Genomic DNA, 18365 nt, shown 5'->3' on the forward strand with positions numbered 1-18365 from the left:
ATCCACCGAAGGAGGGCGGAGCGGTGAGTCAACCGGTGCGCCTCGGCAGCGGCGAGGGGGACCGCCACGAGCGGTCCGCCCGGCCCGACCCGGCGGAACTGATGGCCCGGGTCGCGCTCGGCGACCAGGACGCCTTCGCCGCCCTCTACGACATGATCGCCGGACCCGTGTTCGGCATCGTCCTCAAGGTCCTGCGGGACCGCGCGCAGTCCGAGGAGGTGACCCAGGAAGTGATGATCGAGATCTGGCGCGGGGCGGCCCGCTACCAGAGCGCACAGGGCTCCGTCATGACGTGGGTGGCCACCCTCGCGCACCGGCGCGCCGTGGACCGGGTGCGCTCCGCGCAGGCCGCCGCGAACCGCGACCACAAGGACGCCCTCGGCTCCCTGACACCCCCCTTCGACGAGGTCAGCGAGCAGGTGGAGACCCGGCTGGAGAGCGAACAGGTGCGCCGCTGCCTGCGCCGGCTGACCGACCTCCAGCGCGAGACCGTCACGCTGGCCTACTACCAGGGCCTGACCTACCGGGAAGTGGCACAGACCCTGCAGACCCCGCTCCCGACCATCAAGACCCGTATGCGCGACGGACTGATCCGGCTGCGCGACTGCATGGGGGTGACCACGTGAAGACCGACGACCCGCACGCCCTCACCGGTGCGTACGCGCTCGACGCCCTCGGCCCCGACGAGCGCGACGCCGTCACCCGGCACCTCGACCACTGCACCTCCTGCGCCCAGGAGGTGCGGGAGTTCGCCGCGACCGCCGCCCGGCTGGCGTCGGCGGTCGCCGTGACCCCGCCGCCCGAGCTGAAGGCTCGGGTGTTGGACCGCATCGACACGATCCGCCAACTCCCGCCGCGCGTCCCGGCGCCGGGCCGGTACGCCGTGCTCGCCGCGCGGATCCGGCGGCGCGGCGGGGTCTTCGTGATCGCGGCCAGCGTCGCCGCGGCCGTCACCTTCGGGGCGCTCGCCCTGGACCAGCACGACCGGGCCCAACGCGCCGACCGAGTGCGGCAGTCCGCGCAGCGGGACGCCGACCGGGCCGGGGCGCGCAGCGAAGCGCTCGCCGCGGTGCTGGCCGCGCCGGACGCCCGCACCGCCACCGGCCGCACCGCGACCGGGGCCCGGGTCACCGTGGTGACCTCCGCCGCCCGCGACCAAGCGGTGGTGTTGGCGCCGCAGTTGCCGGCGACGCCCGCAGGGACGACGTACCAGCTGTGGTTCTCGGAGCACGGCTCGATGCGCCCGGCCGGGCTGCTGGGCGGCGGGCACGCGCTGCTGCTGGAGGGGGCGGTGCGGGACGCCACGGCCATCGGACTCACCGTCGAACCGGCGGGCGGCTCCGCGCGCCCCACCACCGCCCCGGTCCTGGTCATGGCGTTGCCGGCGTAGTGCGCCACCGGCCGAAGCGGAAGGATTCGGCCGATGTGGGACGAGATCGGCGGACCGGGCACGGACGGGGGATCCCGTCCGTTGTCCGGGTGCCGATCTATGACATAAGGAGACAGAAATGGCCCTGTGGGACCGCGTCAAGGATTCCGCCGCGACGATGCAGACGCAGCTGGTGGCGAAGCGGAACGACCTCAAGAGCGGGGCGTTCAGGGACTCCAGCATGGCGATGTGCGCGCTCGTGGCCGCGGCCGACGGCACGATCGACGCCTCCGAACGCCAGCGCGTGGCCCAGCTGATCGGGACGAACGAGGTGCTCCAGAACTTCCCGGCCGACGACCTGCGGCGGCGCTTCGACGAGAACCTGGACAAGCTGACCGCCGACTTCGACTTCGGCAAGGTCAGCGTCATGCAGGAGATAGCCAAGGCGAAGAAGAAGCCCGCGGAGGCGCGCGCGGTCATCCAGATCGGCATCGTCATCGGCGGCGCCGACGGCGACTTCGACAAGACCGAGCAGGCCGTCGTCCGCGAGGCGTGCTTCGCACTGGGCCTGCCCCCGCACGAGTTCGACCTCTGACGGACCCTGACCGGGGCGCCCCCGCAGGGTTCCCCCGGGGGCTAGCCCCACCCCGGCCGTCACGCCTGCCGGATGGGACGGCGGGCTCCGGCCGACCAGGCTGTGCGCATGACGACCTACACCCGCACCAGCGCCGCTCTCGTCCTCTCCGCCGTGACCGCCGCAGCCGCTCTGACCGTGGCCTTCGCCCCACGGGCCGACGCGGCGGTCGGGGCGAGCGGGCGGGCCGCGGCGGACAGCGCCGGGGCTCCCGCGCTCGCGTGGCACCCCTGCGAGCGTCCCGGCGGGCCCGCCGGGCAGGAGTGCGCCGAGCTGCCCGTCCCGCTCGACTACCGCGACCCGGGCGGGCAGCAGCTCTCGCTGGCGGTCTCCCGGCTGCGCAGCGACCGGCCCGCCGCCCGCCGCGGCACGCTGATGGTGCTGCCCGGGGGACCGGGCGGCTCCGGGGTGCAGCGGCTGGCGCAGAAGGGCGAGGCGCTGCGCAAGGAACTGGCCGGCGGCTACGACCTGGTGGGCCTCGACCCGAGGGGCGTGGGCGGCAGTACCACCGCGAGCTGCGCACTGGCTCCCGAGGACCGTCGGCTCAGCACCCTGCGGGGATGGCCCGGCGCGGACGGCGGCATCGAGGAGAGCGTGGCCCGCGCCCGCCGGGTGGCCGAGGCCTGCCGGACCAACGGCGGCGCGGTGCTGCGCAGTTTCACCACCGCCAACCAGGTCCGTGACATGGACCGGCTGCGCCGGGCCCTGGGCGAGCGGAAGCTGTCCGCCTGGGGGACCTCCTACGGCAGCTACGTCGGCGCCGTCTACGCCCAGGAGTACCCCGAGCGCACCGACCGTTGGGTGCTGGACAGCAGCGGTGACCCCGACCCCGCGCGGGTGGCGCGCGGCTGGCTCGCGAACATGGCGCAGGGGGCCGACGACCGGTTCCCCGACTTCGCGGCCTGGGCCGCCGACCCGGCCCGCGCGGCCGAGGGCCTGCGCGTCGCCGAGCGCCCCGAGGAGGTGCGCCCGCTCTTCCTCGCGCTGGCCGCCACGCTCGACCGCGCGCCCAGGACCTCGACCACCGAAGGGGTGCCCCTCACCGGGAACCTGCTGCGCCAGGCCCTGCAGAACGCCCTCTACGGCGACGCGGCCTTCCCCGGACTGGCCCGGCTCGTCCGGCAGGCCCAGGACCCGGCCGCGACCCCGGTCCTCCCGCCCGAACTGGCCCAGCCGCTGCGCGACGAGGACGCGGCGATCGCCGTCGCGGTGATCTGCAACGACGTGAAGTGGCCCGGAGACGTGCGGGGTTACGCCCGCGCCACGGCCGCCGACCGGGCGGCCCATCCGCTGACCGCCGGAATGCCCGCGAACATCACCCCCTGCGCCTTCTGGAAGGACGCGCCGGTGGACAAGCCCGCCCGGATCACCGACCGCGGCCCCTCCAACGTGCTGATGATCCAGAACCTGCGCGACCCCGCCACCCCCTACTTCGGGGCCCTCGCGATGCGCGCGGCCCTCGGCGAGCGGGCCCGTCTGATCACCGTCGACCACGGGGGACACGGCGTCTACCTGGGCAACGGCAATGCCTGCGGCGACCGCGCGGTGACCGACTTCCTGACCACCGGCCACCGTCCGGACGAGGACGTGTACTGCGGCTCCGGGCAGTGACCGCGAGCGGCGGACCGGGCGGACCGGGCGGGCCGTAATCTGACGGGTATGCGTCAACAACGGGAGCGCCAGGGGTGGGTGCGGCGTATCGGGGCCTGGTTGCTGGGGGCGGCCGAGGCCGAACCCCGCTCGCTGGCCGCCGGGTTGGGCCTCGACGAGGAGGACCCCGGGCTACGGCGGCTGCGGCGTGCGGCGCCGGTGCGGTACGCCCGCGTCGAACGCCTCCACCGGGCGGCCCAGCGGTCCTTCGAGGAGCGCACCCGGGCGGCGGTCTGCCGCGACCTGGAGCACGCGGTCCGTACCGCCCTGCGGGACACGGCGGAGGCGGAGGCGGCGGCGGAAGCCGAGGCGGCGACGCGGGCCACGCGAACCGAAGGAGCCGGGACCGGTGCGCTCGCCCCCCGTGCCGACGTGCTCCGGTGGGAGGCCGACGCCGCGGCGCGCTCGCTCGCGGCGGACGCGGTGCTCGCGGGCGCGCGGGGCCTGAACACGGGCCTCACCGTCGGGGTGCTCTTCAGCCCGGTGTTCCTCGTGCTGGCCCTCGTCGCGGCCGAGGTGGTGCCGCCGCTGTTCGGATCGGCCCTCGGCTGCCCGGAACGCCTCACCCTCGTACAGGCCCTGGTCTGCTTCTCCGGCGGGGCCCTGGGGTCGGTCTTCAGCGTCGTCATCAGGCTGCGCGAGGCCCCGGGCACCCGGCCCGCCGACACCCGCGCGCCCGCGGAAACCACGGGGGACACTCCCGGGGGCGAGGCCCGCGAGGAGGTGGCCGACGAGGCGGCCGACGTCCCGGGCGATCCGGTCCAACTGGCGCGGCTGATGCGGCAGGAGGGCTGGTACCGGGTGGTCGTCGGCTGGTTCCTGGCCGTGTCCCTCTTCGTCCTCGTCACCGGCGGGATCCTGGCCCTGCTCACCCCGCCCGCCGTTCCCGACGGCGCCTGCGGGACCGGACCGCTGTCCCCCGCGGACCACCGGTCCCTCGTCCAGGGCTTCTTCTTCTGGGGCGGCGTGGGCTTCCTCGCCGGGCTGAACGAGCGCTGGGCCTACGGCCTGCTGCGCCGCGGCGGCCCGGGCGCGGATCCCGCTACTCGTTGACGAGGACGGGGATGGACAGCACCGCGCTCGCCGGTGCCTGGGCGAACTGCCCCGCGGGAACGGTGAAGTCGATGCCCTCGCCCGCCGCGCGCGGGCCGTCGTGGTGCGCCGTGCCCTTCGCGTCCTCGCCCTCCTCCTGGTACTGGAACTTCGCGGTCCCCAGCAGGTGCCCGCTCGCGTCGTAGTACGCCGCCCCGACCTCCAGGGCCAGGACGTCGCTGATGTCGGAGGTGATCGCCAGGTGCCCGGTGACGGACGCCGCGCCGGTGAGCTTCAGGTCGGTCAGCTTCACCCGGTCGGTGAAGGGGCCCTCCTCGACGCGGACCTCGCCCGGTGCGGCCGGGTGCGCCAGTACGGCGGCCGGCGCCGGTGCGCTGCGCGGCGCGGGCAGGACGACGGGGGCGGCGGATCCGGCCGCGTCCCCCGCGGCGTCGGCTCCGTCGGCGGCCGGGCCGCCGGAGCAGCCCGAGGCGAGTGCGAGGACGGCGGCCGCGGCGGCGAGCGCCCCGGCGGTGCGGCGGGTGAGGTGTCTCATCGGAAGGCTCCTGAACCGGCCGGGGCCGGGAGGACGTGGTCCTCCCGGCCCCGGGCGTTCGCTCGGTGGGTCAGTGCTGCTGGGGCGACTTGCCGAACAGCGAGCGGTACAGCTTCCCGTACAGCTCGGTGTTGTTCTGGCTCGCGGCGAAGGCCTGGCCGTTCGGGCCGTAGGCGAAGATCGGCACGTCGGCGCCGGTGTGGTTGCCGGACAGGTAGGTCAGCCAGAGGCTGGCGTCCGGGCTGCCGTCCTTGACGCCGGCCGGGTCGTTCGGCGTGCGGAAGGTGGCGGGGGCGAAGTTCTTCGCGTCATTCGAGCCCGCGCCGTTGACGATGCCGGTCGAGCGCACCGGGTCCTTGGCACCCGAAGTGGGGCGCGAGGGGGTGCTGTTGTTGGCGGTGTTGCCCGCGTCCGTGTTGGCCGGGGGAGCGACCGCCTCGGCGTTGGTGTAGGTGCCCTTCTCGATGATGTTGAAGCCGGCGCACTCGTGGTCCGCGGTGACGACGACCAGGGTGTGGCCGTCCTTCTTCGCGAAGTCGGTGGCCACCTTGACCGCGTCGTCGAAGGCCTTGATCTCGCCCAGGGTCTGGGCGGCGTCGTTGGCGTGCGACCGCTTGTCGATCTGGGCGCCCTCGACCTGGAGGAGGAAGCCCTTGCGGTTCTTGTCGTACCCGCCGCGCTCGCCGAGCAGCTGGATCGACTTGCGGGTCATGTCGGCGAGGGTCGGCTCCTGCTTCTGCACGGCGTCCGCGGGGAGGCCGGCCTTGGCCTGCTCGACGGTGAGGTTGCCGCGGTTGAAGAGGCCGATGACCTTCTTGCCGTTCGCGTGGCTCAGGTCGGTCTTGGTGGCGACCTTCTGGCTGGCGGCCGTCTGGGCCGGGAGCTTGGGGTCACCGAAGTTGCCGAGGACCTGGTAGCCCTGCGCCTGGAGGGCCTTCTGGTCGTCCGGCTCGAAGCGGGCGAGGCCGCCGCCGAGGATGACGTCGGCGGTGCCGTTGCGCGCGATCTGCTCGGCGATCGGCGTGACCAGCGTCTTGTCCGCGGGCGCGCTCTCGTAGGTGCCGTCGTCCTTCTTGGGGAGGCAGGCGGCGTCCGAGTACGTCGGGCCCTGGCAGCCGCGCAGCAGCGCGTGGCTGAACTGGGCGGCCGGGGTGGCGTCGGTGATCTCGGCGGTGGAGACGTTGCCCGTGGCGAAGCCGGCCTTCTTGGCCTGCTCCATCAGCGTGACGACGCGCTTCTCGTACGAGTCCACGCTCAGCGCGGCGTTGTAGGTCTTGACGCCGGTCGCCCACGCGGTGGCCGAGCTGGCGGAGTCCGTCACGAGCGCGGGCTTGTCGCTGCCCTTCTCGACGGCGTAGGTGGCGACCGCGCCGGTGAAGGGCAGGGTCTCCATGTTCAGCTTGCCGGAGGCGCCGTAGAACCGGTCGCGGGCGGCCGTGACGTGGGTGCGGCCCATTCCGTCACCGAGCAGGTAGATGACGTTGCGGATCTCTCCCTGACCGCCGTGCTGGGGAGCCGAGTTGGCGGTGGTGGCGGCCGAGGCCGCCAGGGCGCCGGTCAGGGCCAGTACGGTCAGCGTCTTGGCAGGTCTGCGTCGCATGATGCGGGGGGTCCCCCTCGGAAATGAATGGCGCGGGCGGACCGACGCTAAGAGCGGGACATGAACACGGCGGATTCCCGGGGTGACGTGGAGTCGAACAGCGCCCGGCCGAAATCGCCCTTGTGTGCGGTGTCAGACCCGTGCGTCATCCTTCGGGACATGGACATCCGCGCTGACTGGGCCCTGGAACTGCAGTTGGAAGCCGTCCGGAAGGAGGCGGTCGACGACGGCGTGCGCGCGGCCGTCGACGCCGTGACCGGCCACATGAACGGCGGGCGCGGCCGCGGGCGCAGGGGCGGACGGGCGCTCCTCGACCTGCTCGGCGAGGCCCGCGCCCGGGCGGCCGGAGCGGGGGAGTGGCAGGTCGTACGACTGCTCCAGGACTCCGTGGACTACGCCGAGGGGCGGATCCTGAAACCGGAGTTCGAGGAGCGCTACCGGCTGTTCCAGGACGGCGCTGCGCGGAGCGGGAACCTCCAGCGATCGGTGGCCACGGGCCTGTGGGCAACCGGTGAGTACTTCGCCTCGATGGGCGACCGGTTCCTCGCCGAGCGCCCCGCCGCCACCGCGTCGGAGCTGCTGGAACACCTGCGGGCCTTGGGCGAGGACGGCAGGTTCGTGGAGGCTCCGGCGGACCGTCCCGGGCGCTACCGCATACCCCGGGGGCGCGCCGAGTGGGCGCTGTGGATCGAGCAAGTATTCCGGAACGAGCGGATCGAGGTGGCGGACCCCGAGGCCGAGGCCCGCCGGATCGCCGCCTCGCCCGAGGCGCTCGCCCTGCTGGCGTCCGACCGGGACGGCCGGCTCGCCCTGCGCGCCGCCGAGCTCCAGCGGCGCGGGCGGCAGCTGGCCGCCCTGCGCGTCGTGGCCGAGGACCGCGGCGCGCGCGAGGCCGACCTCCAGCGGGCGCTGGAGGGCCAGCACTGGATCTTCGGCGGCCGGTACGTCGGGGAGGCCGTCCAGCGGCGGCTCGTCGTCGGGGACGAGGTGGACATCCCGCTGATCCGCGGCGACGGCTCGCTCCACGTGGTCGAGCTGAAGCGGTCGATGAGCCTCGCCGGGCCGCTGGTCAAACGGCACCGCGGGGCGTGGGTGCCGGCCGCCGAGGTGCACGACGCCGTGGGGCAGGCGGTCAACTACCTGGTCGGGCTGGACGAGAACCGCGAGCGGCTGCGCGCCGACTTCGGCATCGAGACCCGCCGGGCCAGCGCGCTCGTCCTGATCGGCCATCCGTCGGCGCAGCCGGAGGTCCCGGAGCGCGAGGTCAACGAGGCCCTGCGGACCTTCAACGCGCACGTGACCCGGGTCGAGGTGCTCACCTACAAGGAACTGATCGACAACGCGGAGCGTTCGCTCGGCGCGGCTGCCGGGTCCCGGTCCCGATGATGGTCAGGGTGGGTGGCCCAGGCCCACGGGACCCGGGCCACCCACCGCACCGGAGGCGCAGATGACCGAGGCCGCACCCGTACCAGCAGCCGTACCCGTACCCTTCACGACCGCCGAGGTCCACGGGCTGCGGCAGGCGCTGGAGGAGGTCGTCGCCGACGGCGCGACCCCGGGCGGGGTCGTCGTCTGCGGCACCACCGCGGGGGACCGCACCGTGCTGTCGGCCGGGATCGTGTCCCCCTTCACGCACCAGAAGTGCCCCGACGCGGACACCGTCTACGACGTCGCCTCCCTCACGAAGGTCACCGCGACCTGGCCGCTCGTCGGCCGCGCCGTGGCGAGCGGGCTGATGCTGCTGGACGCGCCCGTACGGGAGTTCCTGCCGCCGATGGAGGGACACCTGCCCGGCGCCGCGGTGAGCGTGCGGCGCCTGCTGTCGCACACCTCCGGGCTGCGGGCGGCCACCCGCTTCGACCTGTACGACCTGAGCGCGCGCCCGCTGCACGAGCTGATCTGCGCGGAGCCCCTGGAGAACCTGCCGGGCACGCACCGGTACATCAACCGGGGCTACGTCCTGCTCGGCCTGGCCCTGGCGCACGTCCACGGCGAGCCGCTGGACCGGCTCGCCGCGGCCTTCTGGGCGGAGCTGGGCATGGGGGAGACCGGCTACGGGCCGCTGCCGCAGTCCGCGCGGGTCGCGCCGACCGAGCACCGCGATGCCCACGACCGGCTGTGGGGCGCGGTGCACGACGAGAACGCGGCCGCGATGGGCGACGTGGCCGGCCACGCCGGGGTGTTCGCCCCGGCGGCGGACCTCGCGACCTACGCCGAACACCTGCTGTCGGCCGGTCCCGACGGCGTGCTCGGCGGCTGGCTGCGGGAGAGCCTGGTGCCCGTGGCGGAGATCGACCCCGGGGTGCACCGGGGCCTCGGCTGGATCGTGGCCGCCGGTGGCGCGGTGGCCTACCACCACGGATTCACCGGCACCAGCCTGTACCTCGCACCCACCACCGGCCGGTACGTGGTCATCACCAGCAACGCGATCCACGACGGCGCCGCGGCCCGCACCCGCATCACGCCCTTGCGCGAACGCGCCCTCGAAACGGTGTGAAGGACGCGCTCCGCGTCGCCGGAAAAACCGTGCACCCCCAGGTCAACGGACTGGGGGTGCACGGGCTCCGGGGACCGTCGGGGGTGTCGGGGGCCCGGAGGGATCAGGGGGTGGGGCGGGAAGGGGTCAGAGCGTGCCGAGCGACTCGCGGGCGCTGGTGCGGTAGAGGCCGACCTTCGGGGCGGCGACCTTTCCCGGCACGGTCAGCGGCAGGCTGGTGCCGTCCGCGTTCGGCATGTGCGCCGCGTCGGCCAGGACGTTGATCTCGTCGGCGACCGGTCCGCTGCCGCCGCCGGGGTTGAGGTCGACGGCCGCGTAGGCGGTGGCGCCGGGGCGCACCGGGTACGCCGGGGCGCCGCCCAGTCCGCCGGGGGCGGCGGCCATGATGCCGAGCGCCGCGCCCTTCGCGCTGAAGCCGACGGTCGGGTGGTAGGCCAGGCCGCAGGCGGTGGAGCCGTTGTTGGTCACCGTGATGACGCGGACGCTGGCCGGGAGGCCCTGCGCGGAACCGGTCTTGACGGTCAGCTTGCCCGCCGAGCAGGGGTGGGCGTAGGCGTAGGCGTCGTCTCCGGTGCCCGTGCCCGTGCCCGTGCCCGCCCTGGCCGGGGAGGCGGTGCCCGCCCCGGCTCCCTTGCCGTCCGACGGGGCGCCGGAGGCCCCCTGCGCACCCGTCGCCGAGGCCCCGCCGGCGGTGCCGGGCGAGGCCGCCCCGCTCGTACCGGGGCCCCTGTTCGCCCCGTCCGCGCCCGCCGCCGCCCCGCTCGTGCCGCCGCACGAGGTCAGGGCCAGCGCGAGACCGGCCACGATGGTGGCGGTCCAGGTCGCGCTGCGGAGGCGGCGGGTGGTGCGCATGAGGGAACTCCCCGGTTCTGAACGGTCGTCACGCGAAGTCGTTCCCGCGTGGACACCACTGTGCCGGGGACCGCTGGCGTCGTGGTCACGCCGCGCTGACGTTCCGCTGACGTCGCCCGCGGGATCACGCCCGTACGCTCTGGCGCGCCCGCACCTTGTCGTACCGGGCGCGGTAGGCCGCCCCGTGCACGGCGTACTCCTCCTCCGGTGCGGCCGGCTCTTCGTCCGCCTCCCCGCCCGCTCCTGCGGCCTCTTCGGCCTCCGCGGCCTCCGCGGCCTCATCCGCCGACAGGTGGAGCAGCGCGCCGAGCGCCCGCTCCGCGCCCTCGTCGAAGCCGGTCGATTCGGCCTCCCGCGCGGCCTCGTCCAGGCATCGGATGCCCTCGGTCCGCTCGCCGAGACCCACCAGCGCCTCCCCGGTCGCGGCCAGCAGCAGCAGGCGCGAGGGAGACCGCGCGTCCGGGGCGTGGGCGGCCCGCGCGGCCGTCGTGCTCTCCAGCGCCTGGTGCCAGTCCCCGGAATCCAGTTGGTGCCGGGAGAGGTGGTAGAGCGCGAGGCGTTCCGTGGTCGGGTCGTCGGCCGCGCGGGCCAGCTCCGCCGCCCGTACGCACCCCCGCGCCGCCTGGTCGAGATCGCCGAGCGAGGCCTGCGCCAGGGAGAGGTTGACCAGGGCCGTGGCCTGGCCGCTGTGGTCGCCGGACCGGGCGGCCAGCAGCGGGGCGGCTTCCAGGTGCGGCAGGGCCTCCTCGGTCAGCCCCTCCTCGGTCAGCACCCATCCCAGGAGGGCGAGCACCCGGGCCTGGCCGTGCAGGTCGGCGTCGGCCCAGGCCGAGTCGAGGGCCGTGTAGAGCAGCGGGGCCCAGCCGTCGAGGACCCGCCACACCATCAGCGGCCACAGGGACAGCGCGACCCGCCAGGCCCGGTCGTGCAGAGCGGCCGCGTGCGCGGCCGTCGCCGCCAGGGCCAGGTCCTCGCGCTGCGCCGCGTACCAGGCCATCGCCTCGTCGCGGTCCCGGAAGTCCCGTACGTCCGCGGGCGCGTGGAAGTCGGCGTGCAACGGGAAGCACGGCTGCCCGTCGCGCTCGGCGGCCCCGGCCGCCGCGAGGCCGGTCGCGATGTAGTGGTCCAGCAGCCGCGCCAGCGCCCGCGGGTCCGTCTCCATGTCGCGGGCGTAGAGCCGGACGAGGTCGTGCAGCACCCATCGGCCCGGTGCGCCGTACGTCAACAGGTGCGCGGCGGCGAGCTGGTCGAGGGCCGCCTCCGCCTCCTCGACGCCGGTGCCCGCCAGGGCCGCGGCCACCCCGCGGTCGATGTGCGTGCCGGGGTGGCGGCCGAGGTGGGCGAGTTGGTGCGCGGCGCCCGCCGGGAGGCGGCGCACCGACAGGTGCAGGGCGGCGCGCACCCCGGTGTCCTCGGCGTCGAGCAGGGCCAGCCTGCGCGTGGTGTCGGAGAGCTCCTCGGCCATGGCGGTCAGCGTCAGGTACGGCTGGTCCGCCAGCCGGGCCGCGGCGACCCGCAGGGCCAGGGGCAGTCCGTCGCACAGCTGCGCCAACCGCCGGGCGGCCGCCGGTTCGGCGAGCACCCGGTCCGCGCCGAGCACCGCGGCGAGCAGGTCCGTGGCGTCCTGCGGTCCCAGGACGCCGAGCGGAACGGGCCGGGCCGCGTCCGAGGCGATCAGGCCGCGCAGCCGGTAGCGGCTGGTGACGACGGTGACGCACTCGCTCCCGCCCGGCAGCAGCGGACGCACCTGCTCCGAGGCGCGCACGTTGTCGAGGACGACCAGCAGGCGCCGGTCGGCGGTCAGGGAACGGAACAGCGCGGCGGCGCGGGTCACCGACTCCGGCACGTGCGACGGCGCGACGCCCAGTGCCAGCAGGAACTCCCGCAGCACGTCGATGGCCGAGGCCTCGCCCGTATCGCTGAAACCGCGCAGGTCGGCGTGGAGGCGGCCGTCCGGGAACCGCTCGTGGTGCAGGTGCGCCCAATGGACGGCGAGGGCGCTCTTGCCGACCCCGGCGGGTCCGGTGACCAGGCAGATCGGCGCCTGCGCCGCGGCGGCCCGCGACAGCTGCGCCAACTCCGCCTCGCGGCCGTGGAAGCCGCGGGGCGCGCGGGGCATCAGGTCGAGGGCGTCGGCGTACCGGGCGGCCGGGGCCGGGGTGCGGGCCGGTGCGCCCGCCGCCCCGGGCGCGGCGCCGCGGTGCTCCTCGCCGCGGTGCTCTTCGCCCCGGTGGTCCTCGGCGCCGACGGTGGTGCGTGCGGCGCGGACGGTGTGCGCGGGGCGGGCCTCGTGGTCGTGTCGGCAGCCCTCGCCCGGTGGCAGGGGTCCGCGCCGGGCGTCCTGGGCGCGCTGTCCGCCGCGCAGGGCCACCGCGTAGGCGTCGCTCAGCTCGTCCCCCGGATCGACCCCGAGCTCCTCGGCGAGCAGGCGCCGGGTCTGGTGGAAGCAGTCGAGGGCCTCCGAGCGCCGCCCGGCCCGCTGGAGGGCCGTCACCAGCGCGGCGGACAGCGATTCCCGCAGCGGATGGGCGCTCGCCTCGGCGCGGAGCACCGCCGCGGCCTGCGCGTGCGCGCCGAGCCGCCCGTACCCGGCGGCCAGGTGTTCCACGGTGGTCAGCCGCATCTCCTCCAGCGCGTCCGCGGCCGCCTGCAGCGGCGGTGTGGGGTGCACGCCGGTCAGCGCGGGCCCCTGCCACAGGGACAGGGCCTCCTGGTACATGACCACGGCGTCCGCGACCGACTGCTGCCCCTGGGCCCGGGTGACCAGCTGCTCGAAGCGGTGCGCGTCCAGCAGCGCCTCCGGCATCCGCAGCACGTAGGCCGCGCCCTGGGTGGCCAACTCGACCCCGTACGTGGACGCTTCGGCGGCGTCGAGCAGGGTGCGCAGCCGGGACACGTGCCCCTGGATCACGCTGCGGGCGCGCGCCGGGGGCTCGCCGTCCCACAGCGAGTCGGTGAGCTGCCGCAGCGGTACGGGGTGGTTGGGGCGCAGCAGCAGTGCGGCCAGCAGGCTGGCCCGCTTGGCGGGTCCGAGCGGTAGGTCGCCGGTCCCCCGCGCGACGGTCACCGATCCGAGCAGACGGAACTCCACCTGCTTGCACCCCCCCGGAAGCAAAGAAACGTCAGCATATCGTCACGGCCGGGCCCCGCCCCGCCCGATCCGCCCGCTCCTGACGCCGCGCCCCGGCGTCAGGCCCGTCGTACGGACGCCCCGGCGCGCGCGGCCCACACGGTGCGTTCGGTGCGGACCGCGAGGTCGTCGCGGCGCAGGATGCTCCCGGGGCCCCCGATGTCGAGCAGCCGCTCCAGCGCGGTCAGGTCCCGGGCGTCGAGGGCGGCGGCGGCGCCGTCGCGCAGGCGGCCCAGGCTGCTGAGCGCGTAACGGCCGACGGCCGCGTTCCCGGCGCCGTCGACGTGTACCGCGATCGTCCGCTCGCCCTCGACGGTGAAGCCGGCGGCGGCCAGCTCGGGGCCCCAGTCGGCGCCGCGGTGCGGCAGCTGCTCGGTGTGCCGGCTCTCCAGGGCGGCGTGGCAGCGGTCCTCCAGGCCGGGCCGCTCCCGCGGGGCGTCGGCGGGCAGGAAGCGGGGGAAGCCCGCCAGCTCGACGACGGCGAGGAGGCCGCCGGGCGCGAGCAGCCCGCGGACCGTGCGCAGGGTGCGCCCGGGATCGGCCATGTGGTGCAGCGAGGCCGACGCCCAGAACAGGTCGGGTCCGGCGGCGTCGGGTCCGGCGAGGTCGGGCCACTCCCCGTCGAGGTCGGCCCGGACCGTGCGGACCCGGTCGGCCAGGCCCAGCTCCCGGGCGCGCTCGCGCAGGCGGTCCAGGTGGGCGCCCGACGCGTCGACGGCGGTCACCCGAGCCTCGGGGAAGCGCGCGAGCAGGGCGAAGGTGCCGGCCCCGGTGCCGCACCCCAGGTCCAGGATCCGGCGCGGTGCGGCCGTGACGGGCAGCCACGCGGTGATGGAGTCGGTGTGCTCGGCGAGCACGTCGGCGTCGAGGTCGAGGATCTCGGCCTGGTCGTGGGAGCCGGTGGGCTCGGGAGCGTGGCTGTGGCCGTGGCCGTGGCCGTGGGTGTGGTCGTGGTCGTGGGACGACGGGGAGTGGGGTGCGTGGCTCATGACGGCCACGCTAGGACGGTCGTGCCGTTACGGCAGCATGCCTCCCGGAACGCGCAAGAAGAAGACCGGACGGGCTGCCGAAAGCGCAAGCGGGCGGCCGCTCAGGCGCCCTCGCCCCCCTGATGGCCGCGGCGGGCGTCCCGGTCGAAGAAGCCCAGGATCTCGCAGGGCCCGCCCTCGGCGCCGATGGCGTGCGGCAGCATCGTGGGGAACTCCACCGCCTGGTGCGTCTCGACCCGCATCCGCCGGTTCCCCAGCAGCAGGACCGCGGTGCCGGACAGGACGACCAGCCATTCGCGACCCGGGTGGGCCCGCATGCGCGCGGGGACGTCGGGCGGCGGCTCCGTCATCCGTCGGCGCACCACGCTGACGCCGGGGTCCGCCTTCATGGTCCAGCGCATGCTCCCGTGCGCCGCGTCGACCACCGGGTGGCTGATCACGTCGTCGGCGGCGGTCTCGACGAGCTGGTCCAGGGAGGTGTCCAGGGCCCGGGCGAGGGTGACGAGCTGGTCCAGCGCGAGGCGGCGCCCGCCGGTCTCGATCCGGCTCAGCGTGGACTGGCTGATGTGGGCGCGCGCGGCCAGCTCGGCCAGGGACCACCCCTGCGCCACGCGCAGGGCCCGGATCCGTTTGCGCACGAGAGCGTCCAGCTCGCCGTCGGCTTGCGTCACGAGCAGCAGCGTATGCCGGGACCGCGAGCGGGCGCGCGGCGAGGCGCCGCCGCGCGATGACGGCGGCCGTCGCCGACCGTCGGCGGCCGGCACGTGACGGCCGTCGCCGACCGTCCTTTACCGGGCGCTCGGCGTGGGTGATGCTGACCGGCGTCGCAACGATGATCGACGGGGCGGGAGCGCCGCTCGGTGCAGAGGGGGAGACCGCCGTGGTGCGCGTGGAACTGTTGGGGCCCGTAAGGGCGTTCGCCGAGGACGCGGAGCCCGTCGAGGTCGGCGGGGTACGGCTGCGGATGCTCCTCGCCCGGCTCGCTCTCGAAGAGGGCCGGACGGTGCCCGTCGACTCCCTCGTCGGCGGCCTGTGGGGCGAGGAACCGCCGGCCGACGCGGCCAACGCGCTCCAGGCGCTGGTGTCCCGACTGCGCAGGCCGCTGCGCGGATCCGCGGCGGTGGAGTCCGCCTCCGGCGGCTACCGGCTGCACCTGCGGGCCGAGGACCTGGACGTCCACCGCTTCGAGGAACTGACCGCCCGGGGGCGGCGCGCCCTGGCGGCCGGGCGCGCCGAGGAGGCGGCGCCGCTGTTCGCCACGGCGCTCGGGCTGTGGCGCGGCCCGGCCCTCGCGGACGTGCGGGGCGCCCCCTACGCCGGTCCCGTCGCGACCCGGCTGGACGACCTGCGCAGCGCCGCGGTCGAGGACCGCTGCGACGCCGAGCTGCGGCTCGGTCGGCACGGGGAGGTGCTGGCCGATCTGGAAGCGGCCGCGGCCGAAAGGCCGTTGAGCGAGCGGGTCGCCGGGCTGCGGATGCGGGCCCTGGTGGCCGCGGGGCGCCAGTCGGACGCCCTCGCGGTGTACGAGGAGCTGCGCGCGCGGCTCGGCGACGAACTCGGCGTCGACCCCTCGGTCGAGCTGCGGGAGGTCCGTCTGTCCTTGCTGCGCGGCGAGTTGGAGATACCCGCCGAACGGGCCGAGGCGGCGCCGAGCCGACTCCCCGCCCGGCTCACCAGCTTCGTCGGCCGGGACGGCGAACTGGACCGGCTGGCCGACCAGTTGGCCGTCGGGCGGCTCGTCACCATCGTCGGCCCCGGCGGCGCGGGCAAGACCCGCCTCTCCTTCGAAGCGGCCACCCGGGACCGGGCCCACGCGCGCGGCCGGGTCTGGTTCGTGCCGCTCGCCGGTGTGAGCGCACCGGACCAGCTGGCCGACGCCGTACTGGGCGCCCTCAGCTCCACCGACGGCCGTCTCTACGACGCGGGCCAGGGGCAGCGGGCCACCCCGGTCGAGCGGATGGCCGGGCTCTTCGGCAGCGGCGACGCCCTGCTCCTGCTCGACAACTGCGAGCACCTCGTCGAGGCGGCGGCGCGGCTCACCGCCGAACTCCTCGACCACCTGCCCGAGCTGCGGATCCTCGCCACCAGTCGCGAGGCCCTCGCCATCACCGGCGAATCCCTGTGCCACCTCGGCCCGCTCGACATCCCGGCGGGATCGCCCGACCCGGCCGAGGCCGTGCGGTCGCCCGCCGTCCGGCTCTTCGTCGACCGCGCCACCGGAGTTCGGCCGGACTTCGCCCTCGACGACGCCACCCTGGACCCCGTGGTCGAGGTCTGCCGACGCCTCGACGGCATGCCGCTCGCGCTCGAACTGGCCGCGGCCAAGCTCCGTTCGATGAGCGTCGACCAGATCGCGCGCCGCCTCGACGACCGCTTCCGCCTCCTCGCCTCGGGCAGCCGCACCGCCCTGCCCCGCCAGCGCACCCTGCTCGCGCTCGTCGAGTGGAGCTGGGACCTGCTCGACGAGGCCGAGCAGGTCCTCGCCCGCCGGCTGTCGGTGTTCCCGGGCGGCGCGGGCGTCCCCGCCCTCGAAGCGGTCTGCGCGGACCCCTCGCTGCCGGTCGCCGACATCCCGTACCTCCTGGACGCCCTGGTCGAGAAGTCGCTGGTGCAGACCGTCACCGAAGGGGCGGGCGAGCCGCGCTACCGGATGCTGGAGACCGTACGCGCGTACGCGGCGCGCCGGCTCGCGGCGGCGGAGCCCGGTGACGCCGTCACCCGGCGCTTCGCCGCGTACTTCCTGGCACTGGCCGAGGAGCACGAGCCCCGGCTGCGCACCGGCGAACAGCTGCGCGCCGTCCAGGTCTTCGACGACGAACACGACAACCTCGTCCTCGCGCTGCGCACGGTCACCCTGGCCGGGGACGCGGAGCTGTCGGCGCGCTTCGCCGGGGCGATGTTCTGGTACTGGGGGATCCGGGGGATGAGCACCCGGCTCGACGCGCACGCGCCCTCCGGGGAGACCGGCGGGGGCGCGGCGGCCGAGGGCGACTCGGCGACCGCGCGCGAGTTCCACCCGGCCCTGCTGCTCCTGAGGATGTCCCGGGCCTCCTACCCGGCGGGCACGTCCGGCCGGGGCCGCGCGGGCACACCGGCAGCCGACCCGGCGCCCGCGGACCCGCTCGACTCGCCCGACCCCTGGGTGCGGGCCAGCGCCCACCTGGCCCGGGACTTCGCCCTCACCGAGCAGGGCGACCTGGTCACGGGCGCCGGTTCCCGGATCGAGGCGCTGCGCGGCTTCGAGCGGGTCGGCGACCGCTGGGGACTGGTGATGAGCCTGCTCCCGATCGGCCGCGACCACTCGCTGCGCGGCGAGTACCCGCAGGCCATCGCCACCTTCGAACGGACCGTGGCGCTCAGCTCCGAACTCGGCACCGAGGACTACCTCTACCTCAGCAAGGCCAGGCTCGCCCGCGAGCGCCGCCGCAGCGGCGACCTGGCGGGCGCCTTCCGGGACCTGTACGCCGCCCACCGCCAGGCCCGCGAGCGCGGACAGCTGCGCCTGGAGGCCAACATCCTGGTGGGCCTGGCCAACGTCCACCGCCGCTCCGGCGACCTGGCGCGGTCCGACGCCACCCTCGACCGGCTCGAGGCGCTGGGCGCGCGCCGCCCCGCGCTGCGGGAGCTGGCCCGCGACCTGATCGTCAGCACCCGCATCGAGAACCGCCTCGCCGAGGGGGACGCCGCGGCGGCCAGGGCGTTGCTGCCCGAGGCGGCCGGGGCCCTCTTCGGCCAGGGCGCGGGCGCCGCGCTCGCCTGGGTGGCCGAGTTGCTGGGCGGACTGCGGACGGCGGAGGGGGCCCCCGCCGAGGGGGCCCGGGCGCTCGGCATGAGCCAGGTGATGCGCGGTGCCTTCGACTGGGGCGAGCCCGAGTGGCGCGAGCTGGTCGACCGCATCGTGGCCGCCCTGGGCCGGGAGGAGTTCCAGCGGGCCTTCGACGAGGGGGCCGCGTACTCCCGCGAGGACGCCCTGCGGTGGCTGGAGGCGGAGACCCTGCGGGCGGCTCCACCGGGCGGGCGCGGGTGAGGACGCGCGGACGACCGGGCGGGGCCCGC

14 protein-coding genes are annotated in these 18365 nt (G+C 75.6%); 8 read left to right on the top strand and 6 right to left on the bottom strand.

The window, feature by feature from the left end; all coding sequences use genetic code 11:
- Window positions 1-23 precede the first annotated feature (23 nt).
- The 5 genes from ACFWAR_RS26905 (at window position 24) to ACFWAR_RS26925 (ending at window position 4706) form a co-directional block, all read left to right on the top strand.
- Window positions 24-626 carry a sigma-70 family RNA polymerase sigma factor gene (locus tag ACFWAR_RS26905; protein ID WP_385782122.1) on the top strand — a complete coding sequence of 201 codons (603 nt, stop codon included), beginning with the start codon at window positions 24-26 and terminating at the stop codon, window positions 624-626.
- Window positions 623-1390: an anti-sigma factor domain-containing protein gene (locus tag ACFWAR_RS26910; protein ID WP_385782125.1), complete on the top strand. Its 768-nt coding sequence runs from the start codon at window positions 623-625 to the stop codon at window positions 1388-1390. The genes ACFWAR_RS26905 and ACFWAR_RS26910 overlap by 4 nt, the downstream gene beginning before the upstream one ends.
- Window positions 1391-1508: 118 nt before the next feature.
- The gene (locus ACFWAR_RS26915; protein WP_354383459.1) at window positions 1509-1964 is read left to right on the top strand and encodes a TerB family tellurite resistance protein; all 456 of its coding nucleotides are present in this window, start codon (window positions 1509-1511) and stop codon (window positions 1962-1964) included.
- Between the two features lie 108 nt (window positions 1965-2072).
- Window positions 2073-3614, top strand: coding sequence for an alpha/beta hydrolase (locus tag ACFWAR_RS26920; protein WP_385782128.1), 1542 nt, complete (start codon window positions 2073-2075; stop codon window positions 3612-3614).
- A 48-nt stretch (window positions 3615-3662) separates the two neighbouring features.
- A complete protein-coding gene (locus ACFWAR_RS26925; protein WP_385782130.1) occupies window positions 3663-4706 on the top strand; it encodes a hypothetical protein in 1044 nt (347 codons plus the stop codon).
- On the opposite strand, the gene ACFWAR_RS26930 is transcribed toward ACFWAR_RS26925, so the two are convergent.
- A complete protein-coding gene (locus tag ACFWAR_RS26930; protein ID WP_385782133.1) occupies window positions 4696-5241 on the bottom strand; it encodes a hypothetical protein in 546 nt (181 codons plus the stop codon). The two genes, ACFWAR_RS26925 and ACFWAR_RS26930, sit on opposite strands and share 11 nt — an antisense overlap.
- A gap of 70 nt (window positions 5242-5311) precedes the next feature.
- Window positions 5312-6841, bottom strand: a complete 1530-nt coding sequence (locus ACFWAR_RS26935) for an alkaline phosphatase (protein WP_385782136.1) — start codon at window positions 6839-6841, stop codon at window positions 5312-5314.
- 159 nt (window positions 6842-7000) lie between these two features.
- On the opposite strand from ACFWAR_RS26935, the gene ACFWAR_RS26940 reads away from it, so the two are divergent.
- Together ACFWAR_RS26940 and ACFWAR_RS26945 are read left to right on the top strand one after the other, a co-directional pair.
- Entirely contained in the window at window positions 7001-8227 is a 1227-nt protein-coding gene (locus ACFWAR_RS26940) for a Shedu anti-phage system protein SduA domain-containing protein (protein WP_385782139.1), read from the top strand.
- A 61-nt stretch (window positions 8228-8288) separates the two neighbouring features.
- Window positions 8289-9338, top strand: a complete 1050-nt coding sequence (locus ACFWAR_RS26945) for a serine hydrolase domain-containing protein (protein ID WP_385782142.1) — start codon at window positions 8289-8291, stop codon at window positions 9336-9338.
- A 126-nt stretch (window positions 9339-9464) separates the two neighbouring features.
- On the opposite strand, the gene ACFWAR_RS26950 is transcribed toward ACFWAR_RS26945, so the two are convergent.
- From ACFWAR_RS26950 to ACFWAR_RS26965, 4 genes are all read right to left on the bottom strand, one after another.
- Window positions 9465-10190, bottom strand: coding sequence for a DUF4232 domain-containing protein (locus ACFWAR_RS26950; RefSeq protein ID WP_385782145.1), 726 nt, complete (start codon window positions 10188-10190; stop codon window positions 9465-9467).
- A 124-nt stretch (window positions 10191-10314) separates the two neighbouring features.
- The gene (locus ACFWAR_RS26955) at window positions 10315-13281 is read right to left on the bottom strand and encodes a BTAD domain-containing putative transcriptional regulator (RefSeq protein ID WP_385782148.1); all 2967 of its coding nucleotides are present in this window, start codon (window positions 13279-13281) and stop codon (window positions 10315-10317) included.
- Window positions 13282-13379: 98 nt separating this feature from the next.
- Window positions 13380-14309, bottom strand: a complete 930-nt coding sequence (locus ACFWAR_RS26960) for a class I SAM-dependent methyltransferase (protein WP_385782151.1) — start codon at window positions 14307-14309, stop codon at window positions 13380-13382.
- Between the two features lie 101 nt (window positions 14310-14410).
- Window positions 14411-14980: a helix-turn-helix domain-containing protein gene (locus ACFWAR_RS26965; RefSeq protein WP_385782154.1), complete on the bottom strand. Its 570-nt coding sequence runs from the start codon at window positions 14978-14980 to the stop codon at window positions 14411-14413.
- A 209-nt stretch (window positions 14981-15189) separates the two neighbouring features.
- On the opposite strand from ACFWAR_RS26965, the gene ACFWAR_RS26970 reads away from it, so the two are divergent.
- Window positions 15190-18336 (top strand): ATP-binding protein, encoded by a 3147-nt coding sequence (locus ACFWAR_RS26970; protein ID WP_385782157.1) that lies wholly within the window; start codon window positions 15190-15192, stop codon window positions 18334-18336.
- Window positions 18337-18365: the final 29 nt, after the last annotated feature.

The organism is Streptomyces sp. NPDC059917, assembly GCF_042730635.1.
Lineage (GTDB): Bacteria > Actinomycetota > Actinomycetes > Streptomycetales > Streptomycetaceae > Streptomyces.

Excerpts from the sequence above, each read along its gene's own strand:
- ACFWAR_RS26940 (WP_385782139.1), top strand. The coding sequence starts at position 7,001 with ATGGACATCCGCGCTGACTGGGCCCTGGAACTGCAGTTGGAAGCCGTC.
- ACFWAR_RS26935 (WP_385782136.1), bottom strand. The coding sequence starts at position 6,841 with ATGCGACGCAGACCTGCCAAGACGCTGACCGTACTGGCCCTGACCGGC.
- ACFWAR_RS26920 (WP_385782128.1), top strand. The coding sequence starts at position 2,073 with ATGACGACCTACACCCGCACCAGCGCCGCTCTCGTCCTCTCCGCCGTG.
- ACFWAR_RS26945 (WP_385782142.1), top strand. The coding sequence starts at position 8,289 with ATGACCGAGGCCGCACCCGTACCAGCAGCCGTACCCGTACCCTTCACG.
- ACFWAR_RS26925 (WP_385782130.1), top strand. The coding sequence starts at position 3,663 with ATGCGTCAACAACGGGAGCGCCAGGGGTGGGTGCGGCGTATCGGGGCC.
- ACFWAR_RS26960 (WP_385782151.1), bottom strand. The coding sequence starts at position 14,309 with ATGAGCCACGCACCCCACTCCCCGTCGTCCCACGACCACGACCACACC.
- ACFWAR_RS26950 (WP_385782145.1), bottom strand. The coding sequence starts at position 10,190 with ATGCGCACCACCCGCCGCCTCCGCAGCGCGACCTGGACCGCCACCATC.
- ACFWAR_RS26930 (WP_385782133.1), bottom strand. The coding sequence starts at position 5,241 with ATGAGACACCTCACCCGCCGCACCGCCGGGGCGCTCGCCGCCGCGGCC.
- ACFWAR_RS26915 (WP_354383459.1), top strand. The coding sequence starts at position 1,509 with ATGGCCCTGTGGGACCGCGTCAAGGATTCCGCCGCGACGATGCAGACG.